This is a genomic window from Streptomyces sp. NBC_01669, from assembly GCF_026339735.1.
GTDB classification, from domain to species: domain Bacteria; phylum Actinomycetota; class Actinomycetes; order Streptomycetales; family Streptomycetaceae; genus Streptomyces; species Streptomyces yanii.
In genome coordinates this window covers 5,045,047-5,062,986 of sequence record NZ_JAPEQG010000001.1, presented here as the reverse complement: position 1 = coordinate 5,062,986, position 17,940 = coordinate 5,045,047, and the positions used below count along the sequence as shown (strand labels likewise).

General features: G+C 69.6%; 15 protein-coding genes. 8 read left to right on the top strand and 7 right to left on the bottom strand.

Annotated features, from left to right (window positions below):
* Positions 1 to 63: 63 nt before the first annotated feature.
* A complete protein-coding gene (locus tag OG972_RS22705) occupies positions 64 to 888 on the bottom strand; it encodes an oxidoreductase (RefSeq protein WP_266984235.1) in 825 nt (274 codons plus the stop codon).
* 102 nt (positions 889 to 990) lie between these two features.
* Between OG972_RS22705 and OG972_RS22700 the strand changes: the two genes are divergently transcribed.
* Positions 991 to 1,986 (top strand): ATP-binding protein, encoded by a 996-nt coding sequence (locus tag OG972_RS22700; protein ID WP_266984233.1) that lies wholly within the window; start codon positions 991 to 993, stop codon positions 1,984 to 1,986.
* 57 nt (positions 1,987 to 2,043) lie between these two features.
* Here the strand turns inward: OG972_RS22700 and OG972_RS22695 are convergent, their stop codons facing one another.
* Complete coding sequence (locus OG972_RS22695; protein WP_266984231.1) at positions 2,044 to 3,369, bottom strand: hypothetical protein; 1,326 nt, start codon at positions 3,367 to 3,369, stop codon at positions 2,044 to 2,046.
* A gap of 287 nt (positions 3,370 to 3,656) precedes the next feature.
* Between OG972_RS22695 and OG972_RS22690 the strand changes: the two genes are divergently transcribed.
* The 6 genes from OG972_RS22690 to OG972_RS22665 all read left to right on the top strand — a co-directional run bounded on the left by OG972_RS22690 (position 3,657) and on the right by OG972_RS22665 (position 12,021).
* Positions 3,657 to 6,275 (top strand): bifunctional SulP family inorganic anion transporter/carbonic anhydrase, encoded by a 2,619-nt coding sequence (locus OG972_RS22690; protein WP_266984229.1) that lies wholly within the window; start codon positions 3,657 to 3,659, stop codon positions 6,273 to 6,275.
* A gap of 165 nt (positions 6,276 to 6,440) precedes the next feature.
* On the top strand, positions 6,441 to 8,438 hold the full coding sequence (acs, locus tag OG972_RS22685; RefSeq protein WP_266984228.1) for an acetate--CoA ligase: 1,998 nt from the start codon (positions 6,441 to 6,443) through the stop codon (positions 8,436 to 8,438).
* 251 nt (positions 8,439 to 8,689) lie between these two features.
* Positions 8,690 to 10,096 (top strand): Na+/H+ antiporter NhaA, encoded by a 1,407-nt coding sequence (nhaA, locus tag OG972_RS22680; protein WP_266984227.1) that lies wholly within the window; start codon positions 8,690 to 8,692, stop codon positions 10,094 to 10,096.
* A gap of 47 nt (positions 10,097 to 10,143) precedes the next feature.
* The gene (locus tag OG972_RS22675) at positions 10,144 to 10,683 is read left to right on the top strand and encodes a phage holin family protein (RefSeq protein WP_266984226.1); all 540 of its coding nucleotides are present in this window, start codon (positions 10,144 to 10,146) and stop codon (positions 10,681 to 10,683) included.
* A complete protein-coding gene (locus OG972_RS22670; RefSeq protein WP_266984225.1) occupies positions 10,680 to 11,654 on the top strand; it encodes an alpha/beta fold hydrolase in 975 nt (324 codons plus the stop codon). The genes OG972_RS22675 and OG972_RS22670 overlap by 4 nt, the downstream gene beginning before the upstream one ends.
* Positions 11,655 to 11,817: 163 nt before the next feature.
* Entirely contained in the window at positions 11,818 to 12,021 is a 204-nt protein-coding gene (locus OG972_RS22665) for a hypothetical protein (protein ID WP_266984224.1), read from the top strand.
* 54 nt (positions 12,022 to 12,075) lie between these two features.
* Here the strand turns inward: OG972_RS22665 and OG972_RS22660 are convergent, their stop codons facing one another.
* The 3 genes from OG972_RS22660 to nth form a co-directional block, all read right to left on the bottom strand.
* The gene (locus tag OG972_RS22660) at positions 12,076 to 13,281 is read right to left on the bottom strand and encodes a MarP family serine protease (protein WP_266984223.1); all 1,206 of its coding nucleotides are present in this window, start codon (positions 13,279 to 13,281) and stop codon (positions 12,076 to 12,078) included.
* A gap of 88 nt (positions 13,282 to 13,369) precedes the next feature.
* On the bottom strand, positions 13,370 to 14,095 hold the full coding sequence (locus tag OG972_RS22655) for a CoA pyrophosphatase (protein ID WP_266984222.1): 726 nt from the start codon (positions 14,093 to 14,095) through the stop codon (positions 13,370 to 13,372).
* A 59-nt stretch (positions 14,096 to 14,154) separates the two neighbouring features.
* Entirely contained in the window at positions 14,155 to 14,943 is a 789-nt protein-coding gene (gene nth / locus OG972_RS22650) for an endonuclease III (protein WP_266990661.1), read from the bottom strand.
* Positions 14,944 to 15,367: 424 nt separating this feature from the next.
* On the opposite strand from nth, the gene OG972_RS22645 reads away from it, so the two are divergent.
* Positions 15,368 to 16,042 carry a Crp/Fnr family transcriptional regulator gene (locus tag OG972_RS22645; protein WP_030925113.1) on the top strand — a complete coding sequence of 225 codons (675 nt, stop codon included), beginning with the start codon at positions 15,368 to 15,370 and terminating at the stop codon, positions 16,040 to 16,042.
* Between the two features lie 104 nt (positions 16,043 to 16,146).
* Here OG972_RS22645 and OG972_RS22640 read toward each other — a convergent pair whose 3' ends face one another.
* On the bottom strand, positions 16,147 to 16,977 hold the full coding sequence (locus tag OG972_RS22640) for an MBL fold metallo-hydrolase (protein ID WP_266984220.1): 831 nt from the start codon (positions 16,975 to 16,977) through the stop codon (positions 16,147 to 16,149).
* Positions 16,974 to 17,888 (bottom strand): NUDIX hydrolase, encoded by a 915-nt coding sequence (locus tag OG972_RS22635; RefSeq protein WP_266984219.1) that lies wholly within the window; start codon positions 17,886 to 17,888, stop codon positions 16,974 to 16,976. Before OG972_RS22635 ends, OG972_RS22640 begins: the two co-directional genes overlap by 4 nt.
* Between the last annotated feature and the right edge of the window lie 52 nt (positions 17,889 to 17,940).

Sequence of the window (17,940 nt, the reverse complement as noted above, 5' to 3'; positions counted from 1 at the left end):
AAGCGCAACAGGGCTGCCGGACCCGTCAGTTGAGGTGCGTGCCGACAATCCCGTCGTGGACCGTCACGCAGCTCCGCGCTGAAGCGCTTCGCAGACCGCCGTCGACTCCCTGACTCCCAGCTCCACCGCGCGCCCGCAGTGTGCGATCCAGGCGGACATCCCATCCGGCGTTCCCGACCGATACCCCTCGAACGCCGCGACGTACGCCGCCCTGCCCTGCTCGGCGTGACCGACCTCGGCGGGGCAGATCGCTTTCGGGTCGAGCCCGCTCCCGATCAGGACGATCCGCTCGGCGGTCCGCGCGACAAGGCCGTTGTACGAGCCGAAGGGACGCAGCGCCAGCAGTTCGCCGTGCACGACCGCGGCCGTCACCAGCGCGGGCGCCGCACTCCCCGAAAGGATCAATCCGGAGAGCCCCTCCAGCCGGCCGGCGACCTCGTCGGCATCGGGCAGTGGCGCTTCGATGAGCGGCTCGTCCACCGGTTCACCGGCCAGCCGCGGGCGGCCGACAGTGTCGTCGGGCGCGGCCCCGCCTGCCGCCACGAGGTGCAGCCGGGCAAGGACCCGCAGCGGCGACTGCCGCCAGATCGAGAGCAGTTGGCCCGCCTCCGCGGTCAGCCGCAGGGCGGCGCCGATCACCTGCGACTCCTCGTCGCCGCTGAAGTCGGTGCGCCGGCGGACCTCCTCCAGGTTCCAGTCGGCGCCGGAGAGTGCGGCGGAGCCGCGGGCGCCGCGGAGCGCCGCCTCCGCGGTGATCTCGTTGCTGCGGCGCCGCATGACGCGATGGCCGTAGACCCGGTCGACGGCCTTGCGTACGGAGTCCACCGCATCGGAGACACCCGGCAGGGCGCCCAGGGCGGCGAGCGGATCTGAGGCAGTCGTACTCATAAGTAGCGAGGCTACGCGCCCCCTGCGCCCTTACCACCCCGGAGTGGCCTTCTTCACGAAGTGTGACTGCGCAGCGCATTTGCACCGCTACCCTAGGTGAACATGAAGATCGCTTTCGTGGGGAAGGGCGGCAGCGGCAAGACCACGCTGTCCTCGCTCTTCATTCGCCACCTTGCCGCCAACGAAGCCCATGTCGTCGCGGTGGACGCCGACATCAACCAGCACCTCGGGGCCGCGCTCGGCCTCGACGAGGAGGAGGCCGCAGCGCTGCCCGCCATGGGTGCACACCTACCCCTGATCAAGGAGTATCTGCGAGGCAGCAACCCCCGCATCGCCTCGGTGGAGACAATGATCAAGACGACTCCACCCGGCGAGGGCTCGCGGCTGTTGCGGGTCCGCGAGGACAACCCGGTCTACGACGCGTGCGCCCGCACGGTCGGGCTCGACGACGGGGACATCCGGCTGATGGCCACCGGACCGTTCACCGAGTCGGATCTCGGGGTGGCGTGCTACCACTCCAAGGTCGGCGCGGTCGAGCTCTGCCTCAACCACCTTGTCGACGGCCCCGACGACTATGTGGTCGTCGACATGACCGCGGGTTCGGATTCGTTCGCGTCCGGCATGTTCACCCGCTTCGACATGACGTTCCTGGTCGCCGAGCCGACCCGTAAGGGCGTCTCGGTCTACCGCCAGTACAAGGAGTACGCACGGGACTTCGGGGTCGCCCTGAAGGTCGTGGGCAACAAGGTGCAGGGCCAGGACGACCTGGACTTCCTGCGGGCCGAGGTCAGCGACGACCTGCTGGTCACGGTCGGCCACTCCGACTGGGTCCGGGCGATGGAGAAGGGGCGTCCGGCCCGCTTCGAGCTTCTGGAGGCGGACAACCGGATGGCCCTGCAGGCTCTGCAGAACGCCGCGGAGGACTCGTACGAGCAGCGCGACTGGGAGCGCTACACGCGGCAGATGGTGCACTTCCACTTGAAGAATGCGGAGAGCTGGGGGAACGAGAAGACGGGCGCCGACCTGGCCGCCCAGGTCGACCCCGCCTTCGTGCTCGACGAGCGGAGCGCACAGGCAGCCGCAGTACAGCCCGCGTGAGCCGGTCGTTCGAAGCCCCGTCCACCGACCACCCGGTGGGCGGCGGATCGACGGGCTTCAGTGCTCCACCGGCTCCGTGTCGGATTTACCGGGAGCCTTGACGGTTCCCGGAGTGCCGGCCGTTCCGGAGGCCTGGGCGGCGAGATGGGCTGCCCAGCCCTCCTTCGGCGCCTGGCCGACGTCGAGTGTGCGGAGTTTCGCCAGCGTCGCCGGGTCCTGGGCGTCCAGCCAGTCGGCGAGCTGCCTGAAGGACACACAGCGCACGCCCTCCTTGGTGCAGACCGTCTCGATGGTCTCCTCGACGGCGCGCATGTACGTGCCACCGTTCCAGGACTCGAAGTGGTTGCCGATGATCAGCGGCGCCCGGTTCCCCTCGTACGCCCGGTCGAAGGCCTGGATCAGGCCGTCGCGCATCTGGTCGCCCCAGTACTCGTACTGGTCCGGGTCGCCCTGCATGGCCGTCCCGGACTGGTTGGACATGAAGTTGTAGTCCATCGACAGCGTCTCGAACCCCTGCCCCGGCACCGGAACGCGTTGCAGGGACAGGTCCCAGACGCCGCCCCTCTTCTTCGGCCAGACCTGCTTGCCGAAGCCGCTGGAGTCGTAGCGGAAGCCCATCGACCGCGCTGCGGCCACCATGTTCTTCCGCCCCTCCAGACAGGGGGTGCGGCCGCCGACCAGCTCCGTGTCGTAGTCGAAGGGCAGCGGCTTCTCGTCCGCGAGGTCCGGGACGTTCGTCCTCCACTTCTTCACGAAGGACTTGGCTTGGCTGATCTCGCGCTTCCACTCGGCGACCGACCAGGTGCCGACGCCGCCGTCCGGGCCGCAGAAGTGTCCGTTGAAGTGGGTGCCGATCTCGTCGCCGTCCTGCCAGGCGCCCCGGATCTGGGTGATGGTGTCCCGGATCCCCTTGATGTCGCTGAAGCCGATGTCGGAGCTGCCCGCGTTGTGCTTCGGCGGGTCGTAGAGCTCCCGCTTCTCCTCCGGCAGCATGTACACGCCGCTGAGGAAGTACGTCATGTTCGCGTGGTACTTCCTGCCGACCTCGCGAAAGTGGGAGAACAGCTCCTGGCTGTCCCCACCCACGCCGTCCCAGGAGAACACCACGAACTGCGGAGGCGTCTGACCAGGCGCCAGACGCAGCGGCACGGGCTGCTTCGGCTGGCTGCCGGTGAAGGAGGTCGAGCCGTCGCCGATGAGCCGGAAGACCTTCTCGGGGGCGTTCCCCTTAGGTCCGGCAGCCCCCTTCTCCGCACCCGGCCCCGCAGCCCCGAAAGCCGAACCCGAACCCGAACCGGAGCCCGAACCGGAACAGCCGGCGACTCCCGCAACGAGCGCGACGGCCATGACACCCAGGGCGACCCTGTTCGTGGCGGCCATCATCCGCCCACCCTCTTCCTTTTCGGATAATTTGCGTGGAATGCGCCGACACGGTGCGGCCACGTTCGCACGCAGACCTGAGCGAATCGGTACGACAAGCCGTAGGAAAAGCTTCTTATTCACGCAAATAGGTGACCGAATGGGCCACTTGCCCTCAATCATGGACACGATTCTTTACTCTCCATTACGATCTATTTACTGAGAGTTGAGAAATCCCGCCGCTGCACGCCGTGACCCACGGCCGCGTCCCCCACGTTCCGCGACCGCGCCGCCCCGGAGGAGACGGGAACATGTCTGCCTGCGTCCCCACTCGTGATGACCACACGTCCCGCAGTTGGCGCCAGTCCAACGGCCCGGGAATCAAGCGACCTCACAGCCCGCCACCGCCGCGTCGCGGCGGACGATTCCGTGTCGCGGGCGCCGACCTGTCCGCATCGATCACTGTCTTTCTCATTGCCGTCCCCATGTCGCTCGGCCTCGCCGTGGCCATGGACGCCCCGCTGGAGGCCGGACTCGTCTCCGCGGCCGTCGGCGGCATCGTCGCCGGACTGCTCGGTGGCACCCCCCTTCAGGTCAGTGGCCCGTCCGCCGGACTGACCGTGGTCACAGCCGAGTTGATCCAGATCTACGGCTGGCGCACCACCTGCGCGATCACCATCGGCGCCGGGTTGCTGCAGATCCTGCTGGGCGCGGTGCGTGCGGCGCGCAGCGCTCTCGCCGTCAGTCCCGCCATCGTGCACGGCACCCTGGCAGGTATCGGCGTGGCCATCGCACTGGCCCAGCTGCATATCGTGCTCGGCGGCTCGCCCCAGAGCTCAGCCGTCGACAACGCCCTCGCACTGCCTGCCCAGTTGGACCGGCTCAGCCCGGCCGCTCCTCTCGTCGGCGGGCTGACCATCGCCGTCCTGATGGTCTGGCCACGGCTCCCCGGGCGGATCGGGCGGGCTGTCCGGCGAATTCCGGCGGCCCTCGCCTCGGTGGCGATCGCCACAGCGGCGGCGGCGGTGGCGGCTCCCGGCATCGCCCGGGTGGATCTGCCCTCCTGGCGGTCGCACGCCCTGCCCGAACTTCCGCAGGGCCCCGTACTGGCCCTCGCCACCGCCGTGTTCACCGTGACGCTGGTGGCCAGCCTCGAATCACTGCTCGCGGCGGTCGCGGTGGACAAGCTGACCACCGACCGCGCCGGGCGGCAGAGCACCGAGCCTCCCGCCCCGGCAGTCCCGACCGCCCCGCCGGTCAGGCGCTCCGACCTCGACCGCGAATTGCGCGGCCAGGGCATCTCCAATGTCCTGGCCGGCCTGTTGGGCGGGCTGCCGGTGTCAGGGGGCGCGGTGCGCAGTTCGGCGAATGTACGGGCCGGGGCCACCGGCCGCGCCTCCACCGTTCTGCACGGTGTCTGGGTCCTGCTCGCCGCCGGTTTGCTGGTCACGGCGCTGGAGTGGATCCCGCTGGCCGCGCTCGGCGCACTGGTGATGATGGTCGGCATCCAGATGGTGAGCTACGCCCATATCCGCAATGTTCACAAGCACCGCGAATTCCCGGTCTACGGGGCGACGATCACCGGCGTGGTGCTCTTCGGTGTGCTGAAAGGTGTGGTGATCGGCATCGCGGTGGCCGTCGTCATCGCTCTGCACCGACTGGCCCGGACACGGATCACGGTGACGGATCAGGGTGGACAGCATCTCGTGGTCGTACGTGGGCAGTTGACGTTCCTCGCGGTTCCACGGCTCAGCCGAACGCTCGGCCGGCTTCCCCAAGGCGGGGATGCAGTTGTCGAGTTGGACGGCTTCTTCATGGACCATGCGGCATACGAGACGATCCAGGACTGGAGCGACGCGCAGACCGCCCAGGGCGGCCGTGTCGTCTTCACCGGCAGATCCGGGGGCCGGATCGCCGAGCCTGCCTCGGCGGCGCACTCCTGCTGCCGCCCCTGGACGCCGTGGCGCAATCACCACTGCCACGACCGGCCCGAACCGGAAAGCGTCCACCGCGACCGCGGCACGCGAGCCGACGCCGGCAGAGAGCACCACGCCACCACCACCAGCCCCAGTCCCGGAACAACCGACACCACGGCGGCCGACACCATGACCGACGTCACGAGCAACTCAACGCCCACCCCAAGCGCCGCGGCCCCAGCCGCCGAACCCATTCCCGGCGCTCCGTCATCCACCGCCCTCCCCGCCACCCCCCGTCGGACCGGTGCGCACCGACTGGTCAGCGGTCTGAGTTCGTTCCAGCGCAACACGGCTCCGCTGGTGCGCGAGGAGCTGGCCCGGCTGGCCCGGGAGGGGCAGCGCCCCTCCCAGCTCTTCATCACCTGCGCGGACTCCCGACTGGTCACCAGCATGATCACGGCCAGCGGTCCGGGAGACCTGTTCACCGTGCGGAACGTCGGCAATCTGGTCCCCCCACCGGGCGCGGAAGCCGGCGACGACTCGGTGGGCGCCGCGATCGAGTACGCGGTGGACGTGCTGCAGGTGGAGTCCATCACCGTCTGCGGCCACTCCGGCTGCGGCGCGATGCAGGCACTGCTGGGCGCCAAGCCGGACAACCCGCGGACGTCCCTGTGGCGGTGGCTGCGGCATGGTCTGCCGAGCCTGGAACGGATGGCGTCCCGGCATCGCGCCTGGGCGCGGATCTCCGGCCGGCTGCCCGCCGATGCCCTGGAGCAGCTCTGCCTCACCAACGTGGTCCAGCAGCTGGACCATCTGCGCGCCCACGAATCGGTATCGCGGCGACTCACCGAAGGCACGCTGCAGCTCCACGGGATGTACTTCCATGTCGGTGAGGCGCAGGCATACCTCCTGACCGAGGGCGCGAGCGCCGGTACATGTGTCGACGAGGTCTTCGACCACGTGGGCCCCGGCGATCCTTCCGGTTCCGGCCAGTTGGAACGTACAAGCGCCTGAACCGCACGCACCTCGGGTCCGTGAGACCTTGTGGTCCCGCTTCCGCATTGCACTGTGCTGCACCGCATCGCAGGTGGGGGGCGGGATCGTGCCCCATACACGAAAACACAGGTCTAAACCAATTCCTGGCAGACACTTGTCACCCGGCCCCTGGCCTGATGAGCTATGCCCCGGGACACAACGGACACCCTGGGAATGGGAGATGTCGTGAGCAACGAAAGCCTGGCCAATCTGCTCAAGGAGGAGCGGCGGTTCGCACCGCCCGCCGATCTGGCCGCGAACGCCAACGTCACAGCCGAGGCGTACGAGCAGGCCGAGGCGGACCGGCTGGGCTTCTGGGCCGAGCAGGCCCGGCGCCTGACCTGGGCCACGGAGCCGACCGAGACGCTCGACTGGAGCAATCCGCCCTTCGCGAAGTGGTTCGCGGACGGCAAGCTGAACGTCGCGTACAACTGTGTGGACCGCCACGTCGAGGCGGGCAATGGCGACCGGGTCGCCATCCACTTCGAGGGTGAGCCCGGCGACAGCCGCGCGATCACCTACGCGGAACTGAAGGACGAGGTCTCCCGCGCCGCCAACGCCCTCACCGAGCTCGGTGTCAGCAAGGGCGACCGGGTCGCCGTCTACCTGCCGATGATCCCCGAGGCCGCCATCGCGATGCTGGCCTGCGCCCGCATCGGCGCCGCGCACTCGGTGGTCTTCGGCGGCTTCTCCGCCGACGCCATCGCCGCCCGCATCCAGGACGCGGACGCCAAGGTCGTCATCACCGCCGACGGCGGCTACCGCCGCGGCAAGCCGTCGGCGCTGAAGCCCGCGGTCGACGACGCCGTATCCCGTATCGACAGCGTCGAACATGTCCTCGTGGTGCGGCGCACCGGTCAGGACACCGCGTGGACCGAGGGCCGCGACGTCTGGTGGCACGAGATCACCGGCCGCCAGTCCGCCGAGCACACCCCCGAGGCCTTCGAGGCGGAGCAGCCGCTCTTCATCCTCTACACCTCGGGTACGACGGGTAAGCCGAAGGGCATCCTGCACACCTCCGGCGGCTACCTCACGCAGGCCGCGTACACCCACAACGCGGTCTTCGACCTCAAGCCGGAGACCGATGTCTACTGGTGCACGGCCGACATCGGCTGGGTGACCGGGCACTCGTACATCGTGTACGGACCGCTGGCCAACGGCGCGACGCAGGTCATGTACGAGGGCACGCCCGACACCCCCCACCAGGGGCGTTTCTGGGAGATCGTGCAGAAGTACGGCGTCACGATCCTGTACACCGCGCCGACCGCCATCCGTACGTTCATGAAGTGGGGCGACGACATCCCCGCCAAGTTCGACCTGTCCTCGCTGCGCGTCCTCGGTTCGGTCGGTGAGCCGATCAACCCCGAGGCATGGATGTGGTACCGCAAGCACATCGGCGCCGACAGGTGCCCGATCGTGGACACCTGGTGGCAGACCGAGACCGGCGCGATGATGATCTCGCCGCTTCCCGGTGTCACGGCCACCAAGCCCGGTTCGGCGCAGCGCGCCCTGCCCGGCATCTCCGCCACCGTCGTCGACGACGAGGCCCACGAGGTGGAGAACGGCGGGGGCGGCTACCTCGTCCTCACCGAGCCGTGGCCGGCGATGCTCCGCACCATCTGGGGTGACGACCAGCGCTTCATCGACACGTACTGGTCGCGCTTCGAGGGCAAGTACTTCGCGGGCGACGGCGCCAAGAAGGACGAGGACGGCGACATCTGGCTGCTCGGCCGGGTCGACGACGTGATGCTCGTGTCCGGGCACAACATCTCGACGACCGAGGTCGAGTCGGCGCTCGTGTCGCACCCGTCCGTCGCCGAGGCAGCCGTGGTCGGCGCGGCCGACGAGACGACGGGTCAGGCCATCGTCGCGTTCGTGATACTGCGTGGCACGGCGTCCGCCTCCGACGAACTCGTCGCGGACCTGCGCAACCACGTCGGTGCCACGCTCGGCCCGATCGCCAAGCCGAAGCGGATCCTGCCGGTGGCCGAGCTGCCGAAGACCCGCTCCGGCAAGATCATGCGGCGTCTGCTGCGTGACGTCGCGGAGAACCGCGAGCTGGGCGACGTCACCACGCTCACCGACTCCTCGGTGATGGACCTCATCCAGACTCAGCTGCCGACGTCTTCGTCCGAGGACTGACAGAGGCACAGGCAGAAGGCCGGAGCACCGGCCGACGTAGGTGTACGAACCCGAGGGGCATCCGGCAACGCGCCGGGTGCCCCTCGGGCATTTAAGGTGAAGATCACTGGATACGCCCCCGCACACCCCGGGTACAGTGGCAGCAACGTCAACAACACATCAAGAAATCTCCACAGGGTGTGCCGGGAAGTCTGGTCGGCAAGTGCATCAGCCATGCCATCGCTGCCGTACCGACCCGGAGGTCTCCACTCGTGGCCGCGCCCACCCCCACACCCCCGCCGTCGCACCGGACCTTCCTCGGGCGCCTCTCCCTCCCCGAGCGGAACTACCTCGCGGACGCCCTGCGCACCGAGACCGTCGGCGGAGTCATCCTGCTGGGCGCCGCCATCGCGGCGCTGGTCTGGGCGAACACCCTCGGCTCGAGTTACCGGGCCCTCAGCGACTTCCACTTCGGGCCGGAGTCCCTGGGACTGAATCTCTCCGTGCAGCACTGGGCGGCCGACGGGCTGCTCGCGGTCTTCTTCTTCGTCGCGGGCGTCGAGCTCAAGCGCGAACTGGTCGCGGGTGAGCTGCGCGATCCCAAGGCGGCCGCGCTGCCGGTCATCGCCGCCGTGTGCGGAATGGCCGCGCCGGCCGTCGTCTACACACTGGTGACAGTGACCGGCGGCGGTTCGACCGCCGGATGGGCCGTCCCCACGGCCACCGATATCGCCTTCGCACTCGCTGTGCTCGCGGTCATCGGCACCTCGCTGCCGTCCGCACTCCGCGCCTTCCTGCTCACGCTCGCCGTCGTCGACGACCTCCTCGCGATCCTGATCATCGCGGTCTTCTTCACCGACGACATCGACCTCGCCGCGCTCGCCGGCGCGTTCGTCGGCCTCGCCGTCTTCTACCTCCTGCTGCGCAAGAACGTGCGCGGCTGGTACGTCTACATCCCGCTCGCCCTGGTCATCTGGGGACTGATGTACAACAGCGGCATCCACGCCACCATCGCCGGTGTCGCCATGGGGCTGATGCTGCGCTGCACCCGGCGCGAGGGCGAGGAGCACTCCCCCGGCGAGCACATCGAGCACCTGATACGCCCACTGTCGGCCGGTCTCGCCGTGCCGCTGTTCGCGCTGTTCTCGGCCGGGGTGCCGCTCTCCGGCGACGCGGTGGCGGGTGTCTTCACACGACCCGAGACGCTCGGTGTCGTGCTGGGGCTCGTCGTCGGCAAGACGGTCGGCATCTTCGGCGGTACGTGGCTGGCCGCCCGTTTCACCAAGGCGGAGCTGAACAAGGACCTGGCCTGGGCGGACGTCTTCGCGATCGCCTCACTCGCCGGGATCGGCTTCACCGTCTCGCTGCTCATCGGTGAGCTGGCGTTCGAGGGCGACGCGTTCATCGAGAACGAGATCAAGGCAGCCGTGCTGCTGGGGTCGCTGATAGCGGCCATGTTCTCCGGTGCGCTGCTCAAACTCCGGGTACGTACCTACCGGGCGCTGTACGAGGCGGAGGAGCGCGACGAGGACGAGGACGGGGTGCCCGACATCTACGAACAGGACGATCCGGCGTACCACCTCCGGATGGCCGCGATCTACGAGAAGAAGGCCGCAGAGCACCGGCGCCTTGCCCAAGTGGCGGGGGTGGCGAGCAACAAGCCGGACAGTCCGGCATGATCTGACACCAGATGTGTTGAGCAGGAGAGCAGAAGAGGGAGTCAGGGATGAGCGACCCCGGCAACTACGCGGGCAGCGCCGACCGCAGTCTCGGGCAGCTGGTCGCCTCGGCGACGGCCGAGATGTCCGCGCTGGTGCACGACGAGATCGCCCTGGCCAAGGCCGAGGTGCGGCAGGACGTCAAGCGGGGTGTGACCGGCAGTGTGGCGTTCATCGTCGCGGGAGTGCTGATCCTGTTCTCGTTGCCGGTGCTGAGCTTCGCGGCGGCGTACGGAATCCACAACCTGGGTCTCGGGCTCGCCTGGTCGTTCCTGATCGTGGGCGGTGCGTTCATTCTGCTGGCGATCGTGCTCGCGCTGATCGCCATGGCCAAGTTCAAGAAGGTCAAGCCGCCGGAGAAGTCGATCGCGTCGGCCAAGCTGTCGGCGGCCGTGCTGCAGGGCGCCAAGCCGCACCCGCGTCCGGCGATCACCGCGAGTGTCGGTCTCCCGGCCGTCACCGCCTCGGGAAGCACGCGGACGGAGAAGGCCGGAGCGAAGTCCGCGGTCAAGGACAATGCGTCCGCTGTGGCACGCTCGTCCACATGACCGTCCCCGATTCCAGCGCATTCGGCCCCACAGGCCCCGGCCCGGCCTCCGGCTCCGGCAGTCCCGTACGGATCGACGGTCCCTGGATCCACCGAGATGTGGCAGCCAACGGGGCACGCTTCCACATCGCCGAGCTGGGCGACGGCCCTCTGGTACTGCTGCTGCACGGTTTCCCGCAGTTCTGGTGGACCTGGCGCCATCAGCTGACCGCGCTCGCCGACGCCGGGTTCCGTGCCGTCGCGATGGATCTGCGCGGGGTGGGCGGCAGCGACCGTACGCCACGGGGGTACGACCCCGCCAACCTGGCCCTCGACGTCACCGGCGTGATCCGGTCGCTCGGTGAGCCGGACGCGGCGCTGGTCGGTCACGACATGGGCGGATACCTCGCCTGGACGGCCGCGGTGATGCGGCCCAAGCTGGTGCGCCGGCTGGTGGTCTCCTCGATGCCGCATCCGCGCCGCTGGCGGTCCTCGATGCTCTCCGACTTCGCGCAGTCCCGGGCAGGCTCGTACATCTGGGGCTTCCAGCGCCCCTGGGTGCCGGAGCGTCAGCTCGTCGCGGACGACGGGGCCTTGGTGGGCCGGCTGATCCGCGACTGGTCGGGGCCGCGGACGTCCGAGTTCCCCGACGACGCGGCAGTGGACGTCTACCGGCGTGCGATGTGCATCCCGTCGACGGCTCACTGCTCGATCGAGCCGTACCGCTGGATGGTGCGCTCCATGGCGCGCCCGGACGGCATCCAGTTCAACCGCCGGATGAAACGACCGGTACGGGTGCCGACCCTGCATCTGCACGGTTCGCTCGATCCGGTGGCCCGTACGCGGAGTGCGGCGGGGTCCGGCGAGTACGTCGAAGCGCCGTACCGTTGGCGACTTTTCGATGGTCTGGGGCACTTCCCGCACGAGGAGGATCCGGCCGGTTTCTCGACCGAACTCATCAACTGGCTCAAGGATCCCGAGCCCGACCGGTAGCCCCGGGACGGGCCCTGGGGGTGGCCGAACAGGTAACCGGTCGCGACCAACCGGTGGCCGGAAGAGCACAGTTGTCCGACGAACAGCCAATTGCCCGGCGCATAGGCCAATTGGCTGGCGCCCTCACGATTACCGACCATGAGGCACGGGCAGACGTCGGGGTATGGGCTGGACGCACGACTTCGGTGACGCAGCACGCAATCGTCGCTCGACCGCTACGGCGGATCCGAGCATTCATGAGGGGGACGGCCCTCGGGGCCGGGTGCTCGGTGTGCATGACCTGCATGATCCCCAGCTGGGCATTCCGCACATTCTCCGCCGCCGGGCCCGCTGGGTCTCGGCGCGGCTGCGCCATCCCCGCGGATGACGCAGTCCTGACCTGATCACACGGATCGGACCCGGGCCGACCTCTGTCCGTTCCCTACAGCGCACACGCCTGACTGTCGACCTGCTGGTTGGCGGTGCGGCCGTCGGCGATGTCCTGGCGGATCTCGTCTGCGGTCAGGGCGTAGCCCGTGTCGGGGTCGTCCAGCGACTTGGCGAAGACGACCCCGTACACCTTGCCGTCGGGGGTCAGCAACGGTCCGCCGGAGTTGCCCTGGCGGACCGTCGCGAAGAGCGAGTACACATCGCGGCGGACGGTGCCCCGGTGGTAGATGTCCGGGCCGTCGGCGTCGATGCGGCCGCGGACACGCGCGGAGCGTACGTCGTACGAGCCGTTCTCCGGGAAGCCCGCGACGATGGCGTCGTTCCCCGTCGCGGCGTCGTGGTCCGTAGCGGTGAACTTCAGCGGCTTCGCGTCGAGATCCGGGACGTCGAGTACGGCGATGTCGCGCTGCCAGTTGTAGAGGACGACCTTCGCGTCGTACAGCCGCCCCTGGCCGCCGATCTGGACGGTCGGCTCGTCAACGCCGCCGACGACATGGGCGTTGGTCATCACCCGACGGTCGGAGAAGACGAAGCCGGTGCCTTCGAGGACCTTGCCGCAGCCCGGGGCCGTACCGACGACCTTGACGATGGACTGCTTGGCGCGAGCCGCGACGGGGCTGCCGGCCAGGGCCGGATCCGGGGCCTTGACCTCGGTGATCGGCTCGTTGGCGAAGGGGCTGAAGACCTGCGGAAAGCCGTTCTGCGCAAGGACGGAGGAGAAGTCCGTGAACCAGGTGGAGGCCTGGGCAGGCATCACCCGGGAGATGCCGAGCAGCACCGAGGAGTTACGCACCTCCTTGCCCAGCGTCGGCAGCGACGTACCCGCCAGCGCGGAACCGATCAGCCACGCCACCAGCAGCATCGCGACCACATTGACGAGTGCGCCGCCGGTGGCATCGAGGGCACGGGCGGGCGACCACGTGATGTACCGCCGGAGTTTGTTGCCGAGGTGGGTGGTGAAGGCCTGGCCGACGGAGGCGCACACGATCACGATGATGACCGCGACCACGGCGGCCGTGGAGGAGACCTCGGAGCCGTCCGTCAGCTGGTCCCACAGGACCGGCAGCAGATAGACGGCGACCAGGCCGCCGCCCAGGAAGCCGATGACCGACAGGATGCCGACGACGAAGCCCTGGCGGTAGCCGATCACTGCGAACCACACGGCGCCGGCCAGCAGCAGGATGTCCAGCACGTTCACCGTCTATTGCCTCGCAGATTCGTCACCGGACCCGTTCGTTCGGCTGGGACCGGGCAGGCCCGAACGGCCCAGCACGGAAGTCAGCCTGTCATGCGCGCCAGTCGAGCGGCACCTGCCTGGTCCCGTCCCAGGGGCGCTCCCAGCCCGCGAAGTGCAGAATGCGGTCGATCACCCCGGCGGTGAAACCCCAGACCAGTGCCGATTCGACCAGGAATGCCGGGCCTCGGTGACCGCTGGGGTGCACCGTCGTCACCCGATTGGCCGGATCAGTGAGATCCGCCACGGGAACCGTGAAGACCCGGGCAGTCTCGGCCGGATCGACGACCCCGACCGGGCTCGGCGCCCGCCACCAGCCAAGTACGGGCGTGACGACGAAACTGCTCACCGGGATGTAGAGCCGGGGCAGCACAGCAAAGAGCTGGACGCCGCGCGGATCGAGTCCGGTCTCCTCCTCGGCCTCCCGCAGAGCCGCCCTCAGCGGTCCTGCGGTCGCCTGGTCGCCGTCCTCGGGGTCCAGGGCTCCCCCGGGGAAGGAGGGCTGCCCGGGGTGGGAACGCAGTGAGCCCGCGCGCTCCATCAGGAGCAGCTCGGGCCCGCGCTCGCCTTCACCGAACAGGACCAGGACGGCGGACTGACGCCCGGCGCCGCTCTCGGGCGGCAGAAAGCGGCTGAGCTGCTGGGGCTCGATGGTCCGTGCGGCGCGGGCGACGGGCTCGAGCCACTCGGGCAGCCCGTCCGTCGAGACAGTGATCGCGTCGTCCCGGCCCACGCCCGCGGAGTGACCCTCCACGTGGCTCTGTTCGTGCGTCTTCATAGGCACCCCTCGTCTCACAACGCCTGCGGTCGCGCATTTCGTTCCGGAAGGGCGCTCCGTCACCCGGCGCCCAGTGCCGGCGCGGGCTTGCCCGGGTAGTCGGGCGGCGGGCTCAGCCGCTGGCCGGGCTGTCCGCCCATCTCGTACTTCAGGAGCTTCCGGGCCTTCTCCGGATCCGTCTCGCCCTCGCCGTACGAGGGGCAGAGCGGGGCGATCGGACAGGCGCCGCAGGCGGGCCTGCGGGCGTGGCAGATGCGGCGGCCGTGGAAGACGACGCGGTGCGAGAGCATCGTCCACTCGCTCTTGGGGAAGATCGCGGCGATCTCCGCCTCGACCTTCTCCGGGTCCTCCTGCTCCGTCCACTTCCAGCGGCGGACCAGCCGGCCGAAGTGGGTGTCGACCGTGATGCCGGGGACGCCGAAGGCATTGCCGAGGACGACATTGGCGGTCTTGCGGCCGACGCCGGGCAGCGTGACCAGGTCCGCGAGCCGCCCCGGGACCTCACCGCCGAAGTTGTCCCTGAGGGCGGCGGAGAGCCCTATCAGCGACCTGGCCTTGGCCCGGAAGAAGCCGGTCGGCCGGATGACCTCCTCCAGCTCCTCGGGGACGGCCGCCGCCATGTCCTCGGGGGTCGGGTAGGCGGCGAACAGCGCGGGGGTGGTCTGGTTGACTCTCAGATCGGTGGTCTGGGCGGAGAGGACCGTGGCGACCAGGAGCTCGAAGGGGTTCCGGAAGTCCAGCTCCGGATGGGCGTACGGATAGACCTCGGCGAGCTCGCGGTTGATCCGGCGGGCGCGGCGCACCATCGCGAGGTGCGACTCCGGCTTCCCGGACTTTCCCGGCCCCACCGCTGCCCCGACCGTCCGCCCGGACGCCCCGGACGTCTTCACCGATGCCCCGGTCTTCTTTGCGGACCCCTTGGACGCCTTCGCGGACCTGCCGGACGTCACCGACTTCACCGACTCCCGGGGCGGGCGTTTTGCGGCTTTTGTCGGTTGGCTCGTAGACTGTTCGCCCACAGCGGAATTACGGTCTTCCGACACCCCATCAGCCCCCTTGGCCTGCGCTCTCACCGGCTTGTTGGACACCCGGCCAGCCTAGAGCCAGGCACTGACATCCGCCCCGGTCACTACGGATCCGCCCCCAATCGGGCCCCTGCCGCACGATGGGGCGCGCCCGTGCGTCAAACTGGTTTGTGATTGATCGCACTGTTTTACCGTCCGGCATGATGGGGACCACGGTTCCCTGAACAGGCCGACAAGGAGAGAACTCGTGGACGACGTTCTGCGGCGCGCCCCGCTTTTCGCGGCGCTCGATGATGAGCAGGCCGCGGAGCTCCGCGCCTCGATGAGTGAGGTGACCCTCGCACGCGGCGACGCTCTCTTCCACGAGGGCGACCAGGGTGACCGCCTGTACGTGGTCACCGAGGGCAAGGTGAAGCTCCACCGCACGTCCCCCGACGGGCGCGAGAACATGCTGGCCGTCCTCGGCCCCGGCGAGCTGATCGGTGAGCTGTCGCTCTTCGACCCCGGTCCGCGCACCGCCACCGCCACCGCGCTGACCGAGGTCAAGCTCCTCGGCCTCGGCCACGGCGACCTGCAGCCCTGGCTGAACGCCCGCCCCGAGGTGGCTACGGCCCTGCTGCGCGCTGTCGCCCGCCGACTGCGCAAGACCAACGACCAGATGTCCGACCTGGTCTTCTCCGACGTACCGGGCCGTGTCGCCCGCGCCCTCCTCGACCTGTCGCGCCGGTTCGGCGTCCAGTCGGAGGAAGGCATCCACGTCGTCCACGACCTGACCCAGGAAGAGCTGGCCCAGCTGGTCGGCGCCTCCCGCGAGACGGTCAACAAGGCGCTTGCCGACTTCGCGGGCCGCGGCTGGCTCCGCCTGGAGGCACGCGCCGTGATCCTGCTGGATGTGGAGCGCCTGGCGAAGCGTTCGCGCTAGCCGGACCCCCCTCACGACGCGAGAGGCCCCGCCGGACGGCGGGGCCTCTCGCGCGTCACCGTGCCTCGCAGCCCCGATATCAGCGCCATGGGCGTAACAGCGGCTCAGATCAGCCCGTGCTCGCCCAGATACTCCAGCTGCGCCCGCACCGACAGCTCCGCCGCGGGCCACAGCGACCGGTCCACGTCCGCGTACACGTACGCCACCACCTCCGTGGCCGAGCGGTGCCCGGCCTCCACCGCCGTCTCCACCTGGGCGAGCCGGTGCGCGCGGTGGGCGAGATAGAACTCGACCGCGCCCTGTGCGTCGTCCAGGACCGGACCGTGCCCCGGCAGCACCGTGTGCACCCCGTCGTCGACCGTCAGCGAGCGCAGCCGCCGCAGCGAGTCGAGGTAGTCGCCGAGCCGCCCGTCCGGGTGCGCGACGAGCGTGGTGCCACGCCCGAGGATCGTGTCGCCGGTCAGCACCGCCCGGTCGGCGGGCAGATGGAAGGAGAGCGAGTCGGAGGTGTGCCCCGGGGTCGGGACCACCCGCAGTTCGAGCCCTCCGGTGGTGATCACGTCGCCCGTCGTCAGCCCCTCCTCGCCGAGCCGCAGCGCCGGGTCCAGCGCCCGCACCGTCGTACGGGTCAGCTCGGCGAAGCGCGCCGCGCCCTCCGCGTGGTCGGGGTGACCGTGGGTGAGGAGCGTGAGGCCGATCCGCCGGCCGGCGCGCTCGGCGGTGTCGATGACGGCCTGCAGGTGGCTGTCGTCCAGAGGGCCCGGGTCGATGACGACCGCGAGGTCGGAGTCGGGCTCGGCGACGATCCAGGTGTTGGTGCCGTCGAGCGTCATCGCCGAGGCGTTGGGGGCGAGAACGTTGACCGTACGGGCGGTCGCTGGGCCGGAGAGGACCCCACCGCGCGGCTGCCCGGGCAGCGCTGCTGCGTCGCTCATGCGGAACCATCTCCGGTCGGGATGTGCTTGGTGAATTCGTCGTGCCCCGGCCAGCTCAGCACCAGTTCACCGGCCTCCAGCCGCGCCTGTGCGAGTACGGGGGTGAGGTCCTGGGAGGACGCGGCCTTCAGCGCCTCGGCAGCGGTGCCGTACGGGCGCAGCTGACGCAGCGTCGACACGGTCGGCGGCATCATGAGCAGCTCGCCCCGGTCGTATCCGTCGGTGGCTTCCGCCGGGGAGATCCATAGCGCGAGGTCGGCCTCGGTGGAGGCGGAGGGGGCACCTTTCATGCCTTCAGGGCCATGGGAGAGGGTGCGCTGACCCTCGGGGAGCGCGGCGACGAAGAACCATGTGTCGTAGCGCCGGGGTTCGAACTCGGGCGTGATCCAGCGCGCCCACGCCCCGAGCAGATCGGAGCGGAGCACGAGCCCGCGCCGGTCCAGGAACTCGGCGAAGGACAGCTCGCGGGCGACGAGGGCCTCGCGGTCCACCTCCCAGTCGGCGCCCGTGGTGTCGCTGACGACGGTGTCGGCGGTCGGCCCGGCGAGGAGGACACCCGACTCCTCGTACGTCTCGCGGACCGCCGCACAGACGATGGCCTGCGCCTCGGTGACCGTACCGACGCCGAGCCGCTCGGCCCAGAGCTCCAGCGCGGGTCCGGTCCAGCCGACGAGGCGGTCGTCGTCGCGCGGGTCGACGCCGCCACCCGGATAGGCGTACGCACCCCCGGCAAAAGCCATGGAGGTGCGGCGGCGCAGCATGTGGACGGTGGGCCCGCCCTCGGTGTCAGCGGGGTCCCGGAGCAGCATCACGGTGGCCGCGCGCCGGGGCGTCGCGGCCGTGAGCTCACCCGCGGCGAGTGCCCGGATCCGGTCGGGCCATTCCGGTGGGTACCACTGACCATTGGACATGGCCGGAGGCTATCCGGAACCGCGACGATGTTCGAGAGGCAGCAAGGGGCGC